General features: G+C 61.0%; 15 protein-coding genes. 12 read left to right on the top strand and 3 right to left on the bottom strand.

The genetic code is table 11. From position 1 onward, the window contains the following. Nucleotides 1–9 precede the first annotated feature (9 nt). Nucleotides 10–357, bottom strand: a complete 348-nt coding sequence (locus tag ROI90_RS07825; protein WP_315997774.1) for a DUF3592 domain-containing protein — start codon at nucleotides 355–357, stop codon at nucleotides 10–12. 80 nt (nucleotides 358–437) lie between these two features. On the opposite strand from ROI90_RS07825, the gene tsaE reads away from it, so the two are divergent. From tsaE to ROI90_RS07810, 3 genes are all read left to right on the top strand, one after another. Further along, nucleotides 438–863, top strand: a complete 426-nt coding sequence (gene tsaE, locus ROI90_RS07820; protein WP_315997773.1) for a tRNA (adenosine(37)-N6)-threonylcarbamoyltransferase complex ATPase subunit type 1 TsaE — start codon at nucleotides 438–440, stop codon at nucleotides 861–863. A 73-nt stretch (nucleotides 864–936) separates the two neighbouring features. Beyond that, nucleotides 937–2,166: an alanine dehydrogenase gene (locus ROI90_RS07815; protein ID WP_315997772.1), complete on the top strand. Its 1,230-nt coding sequence runs from the start codon at nucleotides 937–939 to the stop codon at nucleotides 2,164–2,166. A 105-nt stretch (nucleotides 2,167–2,271) separates the two neighbouring features. After that, nucleotides 2,272–2,736 (top strand): hypothetical protein, encoded by a 465-nt coding sequence (locus ROI90_RS07810; RefSeq protein WP_315997771.1) that lies wholly within the window; start codon nucleotides 2,272–2,274, stop codon nucleotides 2,734–2,736. Nucleotides 2,737–2,754: 18 nt separating this feature from the next. On the opposite strand, the gene ROI90_RS07805 is transcribed toward ROI90_RS07810, so the two are convergent. After that, nucleotides 2,755–3,669 (bottom strand): flavin reductase family protein, encoded by a 915-nt coding sequence (locus tag ROI90_RS07805; protein WP_315997770.1) that lies wholly within the window; start codon nucleotides 3,667–3,669, stop codon nucleotides 2,755–2,757. Between the two features lie 87 nt (nucleotides 3,670–3,756). Here ROI90_RS07805 and ROI90_RS07800 point away from each other — a divergent pair, with 87 nt between their 5' ends. From ROI90_RS07800 to ROI90_RS07790, 3 genes are all read left to right on the top strand, one after another. Further along, entirely contained in the window at nucleotides 3,757–4,314 is a 558-nt protein-coding gene (locus tag ROI90_RS07800; RefSeq protein WP_315997769.1) for an RNA 2'-phosphotransferase, read from the top strand. After that, on the top strand, nucleotides 4,311–5,234 hold the full coding sequence (locus ROI90_RS07795; protein WP_315997768.1) for a M28 family peptidase: 924 nt from the start codon (nucleotides 4,311–4,313) through the stop codon (nucleotides 5,232–5,234). Before ROI90_RS07800 ends, ROI90_RS07795 begins: the two co-directional genes overlap by 4 nt. 68 nt (nucleotides 5,235–5,302) lie before the next feature. After that, nucleotides 5,303–6,079: a DUF2490 domain-containing protein gene (locus ROI90_RS07790; RefSeq protein WP_315997767.1), complete on the top strand. Its 777-nt coding sequence runs from the start codon at nucleotides 5,303–5,305 to the stop codon at nucleotides 6,077–6,079. Here ROI90_RS07790 and ROI90_RS07785 read toward each other — a convergent pair. Further along, nucleotides 6,076–6,702: a hypothetical protein gene (locus ROI90_RS07785; RefSeq protein ID WP_315997766.1), complete on the bottom strand. Its 627-nt coding sequence runs from the start codon at nucleotides 6,700–6,702 to the stop codon at nucleotides 6,076–6,078. The genes ROI90_RS07790 and ROI90_RS07785 overlap by 4 nt on opposite strands. A 95-nt stretch (nucleotides 6,703–6,797) precedes the next feature. Here ROI90_RS07785 and ROI90_RS07780 point away from each other — a divergent pair, with 95 nt between their 5' ends. The 6 genes from ROI90_RS07780 to ROI90_RS07755 all read left to right on the top strand — a co-directional run bounded on the left by ROI90_RS07780 (nucleotide 6,798) and on the right by ROI90_RS07755 (nucleotide 14,318). Beyond that, nucleotides 6,798–7,220 (top strand): IS1/IS1595 family N-terminal zinc-binding domain-containing protein, encoded by a 423-nt coding sequence (locus ROI90_RS07780; protein ID WP_315997765.1) that lies wholly within the window; start codon nucleotides 6,798–6,800, stop codon nucleotides 7,218–7,220. Nucleotides 7,221–7,359: 139 nt separating this feature from the next. Further along, the gene (locus ROI90_RS07775) at nucleotides 7,360–8,895 is read left to right on the top strand and encodes a hypothetical protein (RefSeq protein ID WP_315997764.1); all 1,536 of its coding nucleotides are present in this window, start codon (nucleotides 7,360–7,362) and stop codon (nucleotides 8,893–8,895) included. A 123-nt stretch (nucleotides 8,896–9,018) separates the two neighbouring features. Continuing rightward, nucleotides 9,019–10,521, top strand: coding sequence for an MFS transporter (locus ROI90_RS07770; protein ID WP_315997763.1), 1,503 nt, complete (start codon nucleotides 9,019–9,021; stop codon nucleotides 10,519–10,521). Between the two features lie 141 nt (nucleotides 10,522–10,662). Beyond that, nucleotides 10,663–10,881 carry a hypothetical protein gene (locus ROI90_RS07765; protein WP_315997762.1) on the top strand — a complete coding sequence of 73 codons (219 nt, stop codon included), beginning with the start codon at nucleotides 10,663–10,665 and terminating at the stop codon, nucleotides 10,879–10,881. Between the two features lie 112 nt (nucleotides 10,882–10,993). Next, nucleotides 10,994–13,756 carry a sensor histidine kinase gene (locus ROI90_RS07760; protein ID WP_315997761.1) on the top strand — a complete coding sequence of 921 codons (2,763 nt, stop codon included), beginning with the start codon at nucleotides 10,994–10,996 and terminating at the stop codon, nucleotides 13,754–13,756. 181 nt (nucleotides 13,757–13,937) lie between these two features. Further along, nucleotides 13,938–14,318 (top strand): response regulator transcription factor, encoded by a 381-nt coding sequence (locus tag ROI90_RS07755; RefSeq protein ID WP_315997760.1) that lies wholly within the window; start codon nucleotides 13,938–13,940, stop codon nucleotides 14,316–14,318. Nucleotides 14,319–14,329 lie beyond the last annotated feature (11 nt).

The raw sequence follows: 14,329 nt of genomic DNA, 5'->3' as shown, positions 1-14,329 counted from the left end.
ACCGGCTGGTCAGCGCGGTGTCACTTCCACGCGGCGGGGTGCTTCGGGCCAGAACCGGACGGTGGTGGAGTCGCCGGGGCGGAGCCGTTTCACCTGGTTCCGGTGCTGCTCGGTGTAGCGCGCCACCAGCGTATCGGGGCTGTAGGAGTAGCGCAGGGTCAGGATATGGGCACTTCGCTCCTGGTGGTTCTGCACCACCAGGGCGGGCCGGGCTATGCCGTGCCGGCGCTGCCGGGCCTGCTGGTACAGGCCGGCAGTAAGGCCACCGAAAATCAGCAGGACAAGCAGCAACCACAGCAGCAGGAAGCGGCTGGAAACAGTGGGCGAACCGGGCGTGTCCGAATGGGGAGCAGTCATAACAAAACCGCCTTTTCTGCGGCAGATTAACCAAATTTGCGGGCTCAAGTTATTCAGGCGAATTCACCCGGCTTTTTCAGATGACGACCCAGACCATCGAAATTTCTTCCCTTGAGGCATTGCCCGCCGCCGCCGGGCAGGTGCGGGCCGCCCTTCAGGGGCACACCATCATCTGCTTCGAGGGCGAGATGGGGGCCGGCAAAACCACGTTCATCAAGGCCCTGTGCCGCAGCCTGGGCGTGGCGGAGGACGTGAGCAGCCCTACGTTCTCCCTGGTAAATGAGTACCGCACGGCCGCCAATGAGCCCATCTACCACTTCGATTTCTACCGCCTCAACGACCCTCGCGAAGCCGAAGGCATTGGGGCGCTTGAGTACTTCGATTCTGGCTATCTTTGCCTGATTGAGTGGCCCAGCCGCATTGAGGTCCTGTTGCCCCCGGATCGGCTGCTCATCACCCTCACCGTCACCGGACCCTCTGCGAGAGAATTAAGAATTGAGAATTAAAAATGGTCAGTGCTGCTTACCGCAAAATTGACCGTGTGCTCAATTCATAATTCATAATTTTTAATTTAAGAAGATGCCCGACGCAGTACCCTCCGGATTTGAGCAGCTGGCCACCAGCCGTGCGTATTTCACCCAGGAATCCATGCTGGCCGTGGAAACGCGCAAGCGCAAACTGTTTATTGGGCTGCCCCGGGAAACCTCCCTGCAGGAAAACCGCATCTGCCTCACGCCCGAGGCCGTGAAGCACTTGGTGGAATCGGGCCACGAAATTCTGCTGGAAAGCGGAGCCGGGGAGCCCAGCAAGTACTCCGACCACGACTACTCCGAAGCCGGCGCCACGGTGGCCTACTCGCAAAAGGAGGTGTTTGAGGCCGATATTATTCTGAAAGTGGCCCCGCCCACTTACGACGAAATAGAGTACATGCGGGCCGGCCAAACCCTGATTTCGGCCCTGCAGTTCGGCTCCCTTACGGCCGAGTACATCACGGCCCTGCTGCGCAAGAAGATCAACGCCATCAGCTTTGAGCTGATCAAGGACCCCTCGGGGGCGCGGCCGGTAGTACGGGCCATGTCGGAAATTGCCGGCTCCACCGTCATGCTCATTGCCGCTGAATACCTGGCCCGCTCCAACGAGGGCAAGGGCATTATTCTGGGCGGCATTACCGGCGTGCCGCCTTCCCAGGTAGTGATTCTGGGAGCGGGCACGGTAGCGGAGTACGCCACCCGGGCCGCCATTGGGCTGGGGGCCGAGGTGAAAGTGTTTGACAATCACCTGTATAAGCTGCGGCGGCTCAAGCAACACCTGGGCCAGCCCCAGCTCTACACCAGCACCCTCGACACCTTCGCCCTCAACCAGCAGATTCGTCGCGCCGACGTGGTAATTGGGGCCCTGAATGCCGAGGAGGGCCGTATTCCGTTCATGGTGTCGGAGGATGCCGTGTCGATGATGGCGCCGGGTTCCGTGATTATCGACGTGAGCATTGACCAGGGTGGCTGCTTCGTGACCAGCGAAATGACCAGCCACAGCAAGCCCGTCTTCCGCAAGTACGACGTGATTCACTACTGCGTGCCCAACATTGCCTCCCGGGTGCCGCGCACGGCTACCAACGCCCTCAGCAACATCTTTACGCCTATTTTGCAGGAAATCAGCCAGCACGGCGGCATTAATGAGGTACTGTTCACCAACGAGCATTTCCGCTCGGGCGTGTACGTGTACAAAGGCTCCCTCACCAACGCCAGCATTGCCCGCAAATTCAACATGCGCTACAAAGAGCTGGCCCTGATGATTGCCGTGCGCAACTAAGCCCACTGATTACACGGATTATACCGCGGATTCAACGAATTTCGTGGATGGATTCAGGTGGCGCGAATATTGCGCGGGCACGATACACCTCTTCCGATTCGCTTTATGGTCCGCTTTATACTCGTATCCACGGCTGGCTTTTACCTGGCTGCAAGCACCAACTTGCGCGCGCAAGCCACGCCCCCTCACTCCGACCTGAGCACGGCCCGCTACGACCGGTCGGATACTCTGCGGGCGGTGCAGCACCTGTTTATGCAGCGGAGCAAAGCCACGCGCGGCTGGCTGCAAGCCGGGGTGGGCCTCACGGCGGCAGCCGTTACGGAGAAAACCGTGCTGACGGCCTCCGGAGTCAGGAAGATTGATAAGCGCTACTACCAAAGCCGTCAGCAGGATGCCAACGGGAACCTGATGATGGGCACTTTGATGACCGGGTACGGGGTTTTTCGGCTCAGCCGGTTTGGCCCCCAGCAGTATCAGCGGGTGGTGGAGGCCTACGCGCAGGACGGTTCATTGCCGCGCTACCTCACGCACCGTTTGAAACCCAAGTATTTCCGGCTGCTTCCGCTGTAACAAATGAGTGCGGATAGCTCAGGCCGCCAGCAGCAACACCTTCCAGGCGTCCAGCAGCCGACCTTCTTCCAACAGTTGCTTACCCAGCTGCACCAGAGCGGCTTTTCGCTCCACGGCCTCGGGGTGCTTGTTTAGGGTGTAGCTCACAATGGGTTCCTGACGGAAGGCCTGTACCTGCTCAGAGGTAGGAATCGACTGAACTTCGATGTTGGCGAGGCGGCCCAGGTTGTTGCCGGTGAGAATATCAGAGGTGCGGATGTGCTCTGGGAGCTGGTCGATGCCGATGCCGAGGTTGCGGTTGGGTTTGGGTACTTCGAACAGCGTTTCGGCGGAGCGGCTGTACCAGTCACCGCCGAGGCGGGCAATGGCGTCCAGCTTCCGTGGGTCGATGCCAATGCCGGAGGGCAGGATGGTGTCCTCGCGGAAGTGCGCCAGCACCACCCGGCACAGCACTAAGTTGCCAGCCCCGTTGTTCTGGCCCAGCTCAATCACCTGCTCCACCACGCACTCAAAGGCGGCCGGGGCTTCCAGCACCCGGGGCGGGCGCACCTGCTGGCTGGGCACGGCGGTAAACCCGGCCTTCACGAACTCATCCACGCCCTTGGCGTACTCGCTGCTGGCCAACGACATCTGCTCCACCATGGCGTAGTCACAGATGTGAACCACGCACTCGGCCACCTCGCGCACGTTTTGCAGGGTGTGTTTCTGGGAGTTGTCGCGCACCCGGTTGGCGGGGGAGAAGGCCAGGATGGGCGGGTTGGAGCCGAAGCAGTTAAAGAAGCTGTAGGGGCTCAGGTTCACGCTGCCATCGGCGGCCATGGTACTCACAAAAGCCACCGGGCGCGGGGCAATGGCACCCACCATAAACGGGTGCCAGTCGGTGGGTGAGAGGTCGGAGGGGACGATGCTGCGGAACGGGGTGGGAGTAGGCATGGGTGGGTGGCAGGGGAACAATACCGGCGGTAATGCGGCCGTTTTGTAGCTTGAGGCCCGCAAATTAGCCTAATAATCCTTGATCCGATGCAGAATATAGACCTGAGCAAGCTCCTGAGTTACGCCCTGCGCCACTACCCCACCGAGCTAGGCCTCACGCTCGATGCCCAGGGCTGGGTACCGGTTACGGAGTTGCTGACCGCGCTGCAAGCCCGCGACGCCAGTATCAGCGCGCAACAGTTGCAGGCAGTAGTGGCCTCCAACGACAAAAAAAGGTTTGCCTTCTCCGAAGATGGCCAGCTGTTGCGGGCCAGCCAGGGTCATTCCGTGGAAGTTGACTTGGGCCTGACACCTGTACAGCCCCCCGAAACCCTCTACCACGGCACCGCTACCCGGTTTCTGGATGGTATTCTGCTCGAGGGGTTGCGGCCTGGGAGCCGGCAGCACGTACACCTCTCGCCCGACCAGCTCACGGCCGATGCAGTAGGTCGGCGCCACGGCAAACCCGTGATTCTGCTGGTGAAGGCGGGTGAGCTGCACCGGGCAGGCGGACAGTTCTTTCTGTCGGCCAACGGAGTGTGGCTGACGGCCGCCGTGCCCCCGCAGTATCTGGCGCTTGAAAACAGTCACTCGGCAGCCCTGTGAGCAGGACGCTGTACTGTGTGGGCCTGTTGGCGCTGCTGGCAGGGGAGCTGCGCGCTCAGCCGCTACCCGCCGATACGGCCCGCCTGCGCCACCACATCGTGGCCCTTACCACTACGCCCGAGCCCCGCAACTACCTCCACGAAGCCAGCCTCAACCAGGCCGCCGACTACATCAAAGCAGAACTGGCAGCGGCCGGCGCCCGGTCCACCGAGCAGCCTTATCAAGTACAGGGCCGCACCTACCGCAACATTATCGGCTCTTACGGTCCTGAAGCGGGGCCGCGCCTCATCATTGGGGTGCACTACGACGTGTGCGGGGAGCAGCCGGGCGCCGATGACAATGGGAGCGGCGTGGCGGCGTTGCTGGAGCTGGCGCGGTTGTTAAGTCAGCAAAAACAATTACCCTACCGCATTGACGTGGTGGCCTACACGCTGGAAGAGCCGCCGTTTTTTCGCACCCGAAGCATGGGCAGCTACGTGCACGCGCAGTTCTTGCACAAAGCCGGAATAGCCGTGCGGGGTATGGTGGCCCTGGAAACGCTGGGCTATTTCGACGACCGGAAACACACCCAGGACTACCCGTTGGGGCCGTTGAAATGGGTATATGGCAGCCGGGGTAATTACGTGACGGTGGCCCAAAAATTTGGCAACGGCCGCTTCGGGCGGCAATTTGCCCGGCGCTACCGCACGGCGGCCCACCTGCCGGTAAAGCGGTTCAAAGCGCCCGCCTGGCTGCCCGGTATCGACTTTTCGGACCACCTTAACTACTGGTACTTCGGCTACCCGGCCGTGCTGCTTACTGATACTGCATTCTACCGCAACCACCACTACCACGAGCCTACTGACACCCTCAACCGCCTGGATATGCGCCGCCTGGGGCTGGCCGTGGATGCGCTACTGACTACCGTGCTGCAGCCCTGACCCCGCCAACCCGCGCCCGGACGCCGGCGTACTGCAAAGAGGCCCTGCTACCACGGGGCCGCTCTTGCATGAAAAAATATCTGTGTTTGCTGGGCTGCGGCCTGTTGCCCGTAGTCGGTTTCGGCCAGTCGCCTCGCCTCCTCGACCACAATACGCTGGCGTGGTTTGTGTACTCCGGCGACCATCAGCTAACCAAAAAGTGGGCCCTGCACACCGAATATCAATGGCGGCGCATCAACTGGGCGCGCGCTCCGCAGCAGCAGCTGGCCCGCCTGGGCTTGGTGCGCCAGCTGTCGGAGCGGGTGACTGTCTCGGGCGGGTACACGTATTTTCAAACGCACCGCTACGGCGAGTACCCCACGGTGCCGGGTCGCCCGGAGCCGGAAAATCGATTATACCAGGATGTTTCGCTGCGTGATGCGCTGGGGCGGCTGGCGCTTACGCAGCGGCTGCGGCTGGAGCAACGCTGGCTGGGTACCCGCGCCGAGCAGGGGCAGGGCGAAGTAGAGCAATGGGAGTTCCAAAACCGTATCCGCTATCAGCTTTCGGGGCAGTGGCCATTGCAGGGCCCCTCGGTAGACGACCGGGAGTGGTACCTGAACGCCTTTGACGAGCTGTTTATCGGCTTCGGGCGCAATGTAGGTGACAACGTATTCAACCAAAACCGCCTATCTGGGGGGCTGGGCTACCAGTTCACGGACAAGGCCAAGGTGGAGTTGAACTACCTCTACCAAGTCAGCCAGCACGCCGAGCCGGAGCCGGTTTCGGGGCGGCCGGTATTCGAGATTAACCACGGTTTCCGCCTAAATGTGCTCTACGACCTGGATTTTGCGGGGCGGGATTAGGCAGGCAGTGCCGCCGGAAGTGTGCCCACCCACACCCAGCCGGTTTGCACCAGCAGGTACTCATCGTTGTCTTCTGGTTGGCATGGATAGTTCGGTTTTTCGAGAGCCCACGCTGGCCAGCCTTCGGGGTAATCGACCGAGTCAACTAGGATGTGCCAGGGGTGCGTCTGCCACGTCAGCTTATTGGCGTTGGGCAGCTCCCGATATTCTGCCGGCAGGGGTGGGCCATCGGGGTCTGCCTCCCCGAAAATAGTCCGGTAGTAAGCTGTTCGTTCGCCGATTCCTGCTACTACCTGGGAGCTATGCGCAAACTCCGGACCCACCAGCCACACGGCGGAGTAAACGGGTTCGGATAGGGCAGCCAGGGCCGGTTGCCAAGCGAAGAAGGTAGTGAGCAGATGCTGAGCAGCCAACTGCCGCACCAGCTTTGGTGGCTGGCGGTGCCCGTGCCACGGATGCAGGCCCAGCTTGGCGTAGTAATACTGTCGTGCCAGCAGAGCATCTATGGAAAGCAGAGCAGCACAAGTACTTTCTGCTTGGAGCCTGCGCAGATGCCGCTTACCGCCGCGTACTTTCTGATTAGGCCGGTAGCAAGTGCCACGACGATATTTGAGTTGTTGCACGGAAAGTAGTAAGTAATGAAACCTGTTTTGTTGCTAAAATACTATATCTTTACTAATTAGCTATAGATTGTCTGTAAGTCCTTACTCACCCTGGTATGTCTCAGTTGCGTTGTCCCAAGTGCGAATCGATGGAAGCTACCAAAAGTGGGGTAGTAGGCGGGCGGCAGCGGTTCAAGTGCAAGAACTGTGGCTACCACTACTCGGTAGCCAAAACGGGCAAGGAAACCAGTCCCTACTATGTAATTAAGGCCTTGCAGCTGTACGTGGAGGGTGTGAGCTACCGGGAAATTGAGCGGCTGCTGGGCGTGAGTCACGTATCGGTGATGAACTGGGTGAAGAAGTACGGGGTGAAGGCCCCGCGCCAGACGGACTATCACCCCACCTACAAGATCCTCAATCAAAAGGAGCTGGCAGAATTTTTTCAGCATCCCGAAAATCTGAAGGAAGCTGGCCTGATGGTAACCGAACTAGGGGATAAGTATATGATGATCAAGTGGGAGCGGTTTAAACAGGCTTAGTGCTATAGGTGGTTAGCATTACTATAGCCCCGGTGTGGCTTCTTGGGCAGGATTGCTCTACTTGGGTTACCCCTTCGGCGCCCTGGTGGCGGCGGGTGGGTGCCGCTAACCTGTCCCACTCCCAACATCCACCCAACTCATGCAAAAAGCCCGTTACGCCCTCACGCTAAGCGCGCTACTGGCGGCAGCCGGAGCCTCCGCCCAGGTTACCCCGCCGCCACCTGCCGAGGCCCCGGCTCCACCGCCGGCGGCGCCGGTTCCGGTGGTAGCGGCCCCCGCTCCGCCGCCCACCGAGTCGGCCCCCTACGGGCCGGGCATGAAGGTGAACATCTCGGCCGACGGCTCCAAGTACATCCGCTTCATTACTTGGCACCAGATCTGGACGCGCTACACGGAAAACAATACGGGCACGTTGCGCGCGCCCGGCAAACCCCAGTCCGACCAGATTGATTTCTCCCTGCGTCGCTCCCGCCTGATTGTATTGTCGCAGCTGAATCCGCGGTTTTTGGTGTACACCCATATTGGCATCAACAACCAGACGGCCGTGAGTGGGGGTACGGCCCCCACCGTGGATGGCAAGAAGCCCCAACTGTTCGTGCACGAGGCGGTGGTGGAATACAAGGTGAACAAGTACCTGAACCTGGGGGGCGGTATGCATTACCAGAACGGCCTTTCGCGCATGACGCGCTCCAGCACCATCAACTACCTCACCCTGGACGCGCCGCTCACCAACTGGCCCGTTATTGAGGCCATCGACCAGTTTGTGCGGGGCATTGGGGTGTACGGCAAGGGGCGCGTGGGCAAGCTGGACTACGTACTGTCGGTGAATGAGTCGTTCCTGACCAACCAGACCGGCGCATTCAGCACGCCGCTGGGCCTGGGCACTACCACCGGCACCGGCACGGCGCGGGTAAATACGGGCAGCAACGTGGCCCAGTACAACCCCCAGGGTACCAACCATATCTACCAGGGTTATTTCAGCTATGAATTCCTGGATCAGGAAGCCAACCTGCTGCCCTTCAACGTGGGTACCTACCTGGGCTCGAAACGGGTGTTCAACATCGGGGCCGGCTTCTTCTACAATAAGGACGGCATGTACTCCCGCTCCACGGGCAGCGTGCTGAATGCGGCTGCCATTGATGCCGCCACTGCCGCCGGTACCGGCTCTCTGAACACCATTGGCACCAACAAGCACGATATTGCCCTGTTCTCGGCCGACGTGTTTTTTGATACGCCCATCAACAAGGAAACCGGCACGGCCTTCACCGCCTACGCCGTGTACTACAACTACGACATGGGCCCCAACCACGTGCGCTTTATTGGGGCGGCCAACCCCGGCTGGGGTACCGATGCCCGCCGCGGCAACGCTGTGCCGCACTCCGGCACCGGCAACGTGGGCTATGTGCAGGCCGGTTACCTGCTGCCCAAAAGCCTGCTGGGCCCCAAGCTGCGGGTGCAGCCCTACGCCTCCCACCTGCTGGCCGGCTACGAGGGCCTGCGCACCAGCGGCGGCGAGCAGAAAAACGTGAACATCTTCGATGCGGGAGCCAACTTCTACATCGACGGGCACAACGCCAAGTTCACGCTCAACTACCGCGCCCGTCCCGATTTTACGGACGTGAACAACGTGAACTACAAGCCGGAAATCACGCTCCAGACGCAGGTAGCCCTGTAACTAAACCCCTTAATCCAGGCGGTGGCAACGTAGGAATCGGCGGCTGAAAAGCGGCTGATTCCGGCGCCGTACGTGGTTTGCACGCTTCTTCTGACATCTTCCCACTTTACTTCTCACCCTCTTATGCACCAGAACCTACCGCAGCGCGACGCCTACGCCGGTGCCACGCCCCTGGGCGGCTCGGCCCCCGCCGATGAGGCCGTTACCCACGACAACAACGCGGTTTCCTCCAGCAAAATCTGGCAGGTAATTACCGCCTCCTCCGTTGGCACCGTCATTGAGTGGTACGACTTCTACATTTTTGGCTCTCTGGCCGCCATCATCGGGCCGGTGCTGTTCGGCTCCACGGGCAAGCTGGAAGATTCCTTGCTCGGGGCGCTGGCTGTGTTTGGGGCGGGCTTTGTGGTACGGCCGTTCGGGGCGCTCTTTTTCGGCCGCATCGGCGACATGATTGGCCGCAAGTACACCTTCCTGGTAACGCTGCTGATTATGGGTGGGGCCACCTTCGTAACGGGCCTGGTGCCCAGCTACGATACCATTGGCATTGCCGCGCCCCTGATTGTGGTGGTGCTGCGCCTGCTGCAGGGCCTGGCCCTGGGCGGCGAGTACGGCGGGGCCGCTACCTACGTGGCCGAGCACGCCCCCGATAAAAAGCGGGGCTACTTCACCAGCTTCATCCAGATTACGGCCACTGGCGGCCTCATCCTGAGCATTTCGGTGATTGTAATTACCCGCAAAATTCTGGGCGAGGATGCCTTCAAAGAGTGGGGCTGGCGCGTGCCGTTCCTGCTGTCGGGCTTGCTGGTAATTGCCTCGTACTACATCCGTCGGAAGCTGCACGAGTCGCCGCTGTTTGCCAAGGCCAAAGCCACCGGTACCACCAGTACCAACCCCCTGCGCGACTCCTTCGTGAATCCCGTAAACCGCCGCTTGGTACTCATTGCCCTGTTCGGGGTGACGATGGGCCAGGGCGTTATCTTCTACACCAGCCAGTTCCAGGCCTATTCCTTCATGAATAACACCCTGAAAATGGACCTCGTGGATTCCAGCACCATTCTGGTAGTGGCCATGCTGCTGGCTACCCCGCTGTTCGTGTACTTCGGGGCCCTCTCGGACCGCATCGGCCGCAAGCGCATCATCATGACGGGCATGATTTGCGGGGCCCTGTTTACCATTCCGCTGTTCTACGGCATCAAAGCCTTTGCTGGCCCGCTCACCGAAATTACCCCCGCTACCGTGGATGCCGCCGGTAAAGCCGTACCGGCCGTGATGAAGGCTCTCACGCCCAATATTCCTGCCATGATTGCCTTGACCTTCATTCTGGTGCTGTTCGTGACGATGGTGTACGGGCCTATTGCGGCTTACCTGGTGGAGCTGTTCCCTACCAAAGTGCGCTACACCAGCCTCTCGGTGCCCTACCACATTGGCAACGGCGTATTCGGGGGCTTCGTGCCACTGGTGGCTACTTGGATTGGGGTGTGGGCTACCACCCAGCCGGAAGGAACCTTCGCCAAAGACCACAGCAGCCTCATTGGTTTGGCCTACCCCTGCATCATTGCCCTAATTTGCTTCTTCATTGGGGTAGCCTACATGCGTGACGTGCGCAATGTGCGCATTATGGACTAACAGCCAGTTGCTTACCGACGGAAGTCCGCCGCGCCGCTGGTTCGGCGGACTTCTGCGCGAAATAGTTATTCCGCCCACTCTTTCATTGGATGGGAAAATCAGGCCGCTTGCGTAAACTGGCACTACTTTTCACCTTTCTATATGGCTGCACCTTCCTCTCCTGAGCGTACCGAGCAGCGCCGCGGGCAGCGGCTGTTGTTTGTGGCCGTGCTGTTTGCTGTGTTGCTCAACTTTCCTTTCCTGGGAGTTTTCAACTTTGATGCGCGCGTGGCCGGCATACCCGTGCTCTACCTGTACGTGCTCGGCATCTGGGGGCTGCTGGTGCTGCTTACCGGCTGGCTGGTTAAAGTGAAGTTGTGAAATGGTGAAATTGTGACTTGACGTTCTGTCTGGGCCAACTGCACGGAAAACACATAGTACACGACTCCACCACCTCACAACTTCGCGCTTCACAAATTCACCTTTTCCCCGCATGCCCACGCTGCTTGTTATCGGCTTTTCCTTCGGCTACCTCGTGCTGCTGTTCGGGGTGGCGTATGCGGCGGAGCGTCGGTCGGCGGAGCGGCGCAGCCTGGTGAGCAACCCCTACGTGTACGCCCTGAGCATGGCCGTGTACTGCACCGCTTGGACGTACTACGGCTCAGTGGGGAGGGCCGCGCATTTCGGGCTGGAGTTCATCGGGATTTACTTAGGGCCTACGCTCATGGCCCCGGCCTCCTGGCTGGTGCTGCGCAAAATCATCCGCATCTGCCGCGGGCAGCGCCTCACCTCCATTGCCGATTTTATTTCGGCCCGCTACGGCAAAAGCGCTGGGCTGGGTGCCCTGGTGACGGTGGTGTGCGTGCTGGGCGTGGTGCCCTACATTTCCTTGCAAATCAAGGCCATTGCCGCTTCCTTCGACATTCTGACTCGGGACGTGGCTACCCTGAATCTGCCGGTGCAGGATGCCTCGGCGGCGGCGGGCTCGGCCTTTTATACCACCGTGGCGCTGGCGTTTTTTACCATCGTGTTCGGGGTGCGCTCCATTGAGGCCACCGAGCGGCACGAGGGCATGGTGCTGGCCGTGGCCCTGGAAAGTCTGGTGAAGCTGGTGGCGTTTCTGGCGGCCGGGCTGTTCGTCACCTACGGCCTGTTCGATGGCTTTGCCGATGTGTTTGAGCGGGCTGCCGCCCTGCCCGAGCTGCGCCGCCTGTTCACGCTGGACGGGGCCGGCACCACGCCGGGGCAGTGGTTTACCTTGCTGCTGCTGAGCATGGCGGCCATCCTGCTGCTGCCCCGGCAGTTTCAGGTGTCGGTGGTGGAGAATGTGAACGAGGACCACCTGCGCAAGGCCATGTGGCTGTTTCCGCTCTACCTCATCATCATCAACCTGCTGGTGCTGCCCCTGGCTTTCGGGGGCCGGCTGCTGGACCCCACCGGCCGCTTCGATGCCGACACGTTTGTGCTGGCCTTGCCCTTGCAGGCGGGCCATCCGTGGCTGGCCTTGCTCATCTACCTGGGCGGGCTGTCGGCGGCCAGCAGCATGATTATCGTGGAAACCATTGCCCTGAGCGTGATGATGAGCAACCACCTGCTCATGCCCCTGCTGGTGCGCATTCCGGCGGCCCGGGGGCAGGCGGCCCGCTGGTTTGCCCGCCTGGGCCAAGTGGCCCTCAACAGCCGCCGCATAGCGGTGGTGCTGGTGTTGCTGCTGGCATTCGGCTACTACGTGGCCGTGGGTCACCTGCTGCCGCTGGTGAACATCGGGCTGGTGTCGTTTGCGGCGGTGGCGCAGTTTGTGCCGGTGGTGCTGGGCGGGCTCTACTGGAAAGGGGGTACCCGGGAAGGGGCCACCGCCGGTATTTCGGCTGGCTTTCTAGTGTGGTTTTTCACGCTGGTGCTGCCCACGATGGTGGGGCCTGACATGCTGCCCGATGCGCTGCTGACCAACGGGTTGTTCGGCCAAAGCTGGCTGCGGCCGTTTGCCTTGTTCGGGCTGGAAGGACTCGACTACCTCTCGCACGGCTTGTTCTGGAGCTGGTTTTTCAACCTGGGACTGTACGTGGGCGTGTCGCTGCGGCGGCAGCCCTCGGTCTTGGAGCAGCGCCAGGCCGAGCTGTTCGTGGATGTGTTCCGGCACGGCACCGGCTTCGAGGGGCCCACCGGCTGGCACAGCGCCGCCGCCCTGCCCGATGTGCGGACCCTGCTGGTGGGCTTCCTGGGGAAAAAACGCACCAACCAGGCCCTGCGGGTATTTGAAACGCGCTTTCCTGATGCCCACGTGACCGACGCCGTGGCCCCGCCCCAGGCCGACCCGCGCCTACTGGCCTACGCCGAAAAGCTGCTGGCCGGCTCCATTGGCCCCGCTTCGGCCCGGCTGCTGCTGCGCTCCTCAGTAGGGGTGGAGGATATCAGCTTCGACAACGTGGTGGGCATTTTGCGGGAAAGTCAGCAGCTGCTGGAAGCCAACCGCCAGCTCCAGAAGCAGCAGCGCCAACTCCAGCGCCTCACCCAGGAGTTGCAGGCCGCCTATGACCAATTGCAGGAGCTGGACCAGCATAAGGACGAATTTCTCTACACCGTCACCCACGAGCTGCGCACCCCCCTCACCAGTATCCGGGCCCTGGCCGAAATCCTCTCCGACAACCCCGACATTGAGGAAGAGGAGCGTCAACGCTTCCTGCTCACCATCACCAAGGAATCGGAAAGGCTGAGCCGGCTGATTACCCTGGTGCTGGACCTGGAAAAGTACGAGTCGGGCAAGGCCACCCTGGACCTGGCCCCGGTGGACGTGGCCGACGTGGTAACCGACGCCCTGGAGGCCGTGGGCCAGCTCCTGCGCGACAAGCAGATTCAGCTGGACCTGGCCGTGCCGCCCGCCCTGCCCCAGCTCCCCGGCGACCGGGACCGGCTCATGCAGGTGCTGGTAAACTTGCTTAGCAACGCCGTGAAATCGTGTCGGGCCGATGGTTCGGGGCGGATTGCGGTAGGGGTAGAGGTATTGGCGGAAGCCTTGCGCCTGACGGTGCAGGACAACGGCAAAGGCATAGCCCTTGAGTTTCACCAGCTCATCTTCGACAAGTTCTTTCAGGCCCGCAACCAAACCATCCGCAAGCCCGAGGGCTCGGGCCTGGGCCTGGCCATCACCCGCAAAATTGTGGAGCTGCACGCCGGCCGCATCTGGGTGGAAAGCCAGCCCGAGCAAGGCGCCCGGTTTTCGGTGGAGCTGCCTTATTTAGTTAATGATGAAAAATAGGCTGAACGTCGTGCTGAGCGCAGCCGAAGCATCTCTACCGCTTCGTTGCACTACTATTTATCTACCCCCGGTAGAGATGCTTCGGCTGCGCTCAGCATGACGTTCAGCCTGTCCCGTGCTGCTGCTACCGTCTCCGCTAGTTGTAAAAAACCGCTCTTCTCCCCGAAAACAGACTTCTCCCATGTCAACGACGCCCCACATTCTCATTGTCGATGACGAACCCAACATCGTCATGTCCCTGGAGTTTCTGATGCGCAAAAGCGGCTACCAGGTCAGCATTGCCCGCAACGGTACCGAGGCCCTGGCCGCCGTGGACGCCACGGCTTTCGACGTGGTGCTGCTGGACGTGATGATGCCCGACGTGGACGGCTACCAGGTATGCCGCCACCTGCGCCAGCGCCCCGACCGGGCCGGTACCCGCGTCATTTTTCTGTCGGCCAAGAGCAAGGAGGCCGACATCCAGAAGGGCTACGAGGCCGGCGCCGACCTGTACGTTCCCAAGCCTTTCAGCACCCGCCAACTCATGACCACGGTAAAAAACCTGCTGAACACGCCCGCCTAAAGGCCGTCAGC

The organism is Hymenobacter endophyticus (assembly GCF_032464715.1).
GTDB classification, from domain to species: Bacteria; Bacteroidota; Bacteroidia; order Cytophagales; family Hymenobacteraceae; genus Hymenobacter; species Hymenobacter endophyticus.
The sequence above is the reverse complement of the archived record's forward strand: the minus strand, read 5'-3'. Positions and strand labels throughout refer to the sequence as shown.

What these genes read in the sequence shown, in the direction of transcription:
- ROI90_RS07825 (WP_315997774.1), bottom strand. Translation starts at nt 357, where the DNA reads ATGACTGCTCCCCATTCGGACACGCCCGGTTCGCCCACTGTTTCCAGC.
- tsaE (WP_315997773.1), top strand. Translation starts at nt 438, where the DNA reads ATGACGACCCAGACCATCGAAATTTCTTCCCTTGAGGCATTGCCCGCC.
- ROI90_RS07815 (WP_315997772.1), top strand. Translation starts at nt 937, where the DNA reads ATGCCCGACGCAGTACCCTCCGGATTTGAGCAGCTGGCCACCAGCCGT.
- ROI90_RS07810 (WP_315997771.1), top strand. Translation starts at nt 2,272, where the DNA reads ATGGTCCGCTTTATACTCGTATCCACGGCTGGCTTTTACCTGGCTGCA.
- ROI90_RS07805 (WP_315997770.1), bottom strand. Translation starts at nt 3,669, where the DNA reads ATGCCTACTCCCACCCCGTTCCGCAGCATCGTCCCCTCCGACCTCTCA.
- ROI90_RS07800 (WP_315997769.1), top strand. Translation starts at nt 3,757, where the DNA reads ATGCAGAATATAGACCTGAGCAAGCTCCTGAGTTACGCCCTGCGCCAC.
- ROI90_RS07790 (WP_315997767.1), top strand. Translation starts at nt 5,303, where the DNA reads ATGAAAAAATATCTGTGTTTGCTGGGCTGCGGCCTGTTGCCCGTAGTC.
- ROI90_RS07780 (WP_315997765.1), top strand. Translation starts at nt 6,798, where the DNA reads ATGTCTCAGTTGCGTTGTCCCAAGTGCGAATCGATGGAAGCTACCAAA.
- ROI90_RS07775 (WP_315997764.1), top strand. Translation starts at nt 7,360, where the DNA reads ATGCAAAAAGCCCGTTACGCCCTCACGCTAAGCGCGCTACTGGCGGCA.
- ROI90_RS07770 (WP_315997763.1), top strand. Translation starts at nt 9,019, where the DNA reads ATGCACCAGAACCTACCGCAGCGCGACGCCTACGCCGGTGCCACGCCC.
- ROI90_RS07765 (WP_315997762.1), top strand. Translation starts at nt 10,663, where the DNA reads ATGGCTGCACCTTCCTCTCCTGAGCGTACCGAGCAGCGCCGCGGGCAG.
- ROI90_RS07760 (WP_315997761.1), top strand. Translation starts at nt 10,994, where the DNA reads ATGCCCACGCTGCTTGTTATCGGCTTTTCCTTCGGCTACCTCGTGCTG.
- ROI90_RS07755 (WP_315997760.1), top strand. Translation starts at nt 13,938, where the DNA reads ATGTCAACGACGCCCCACATTCTCATTGTCGATGACGAACCCAACATC.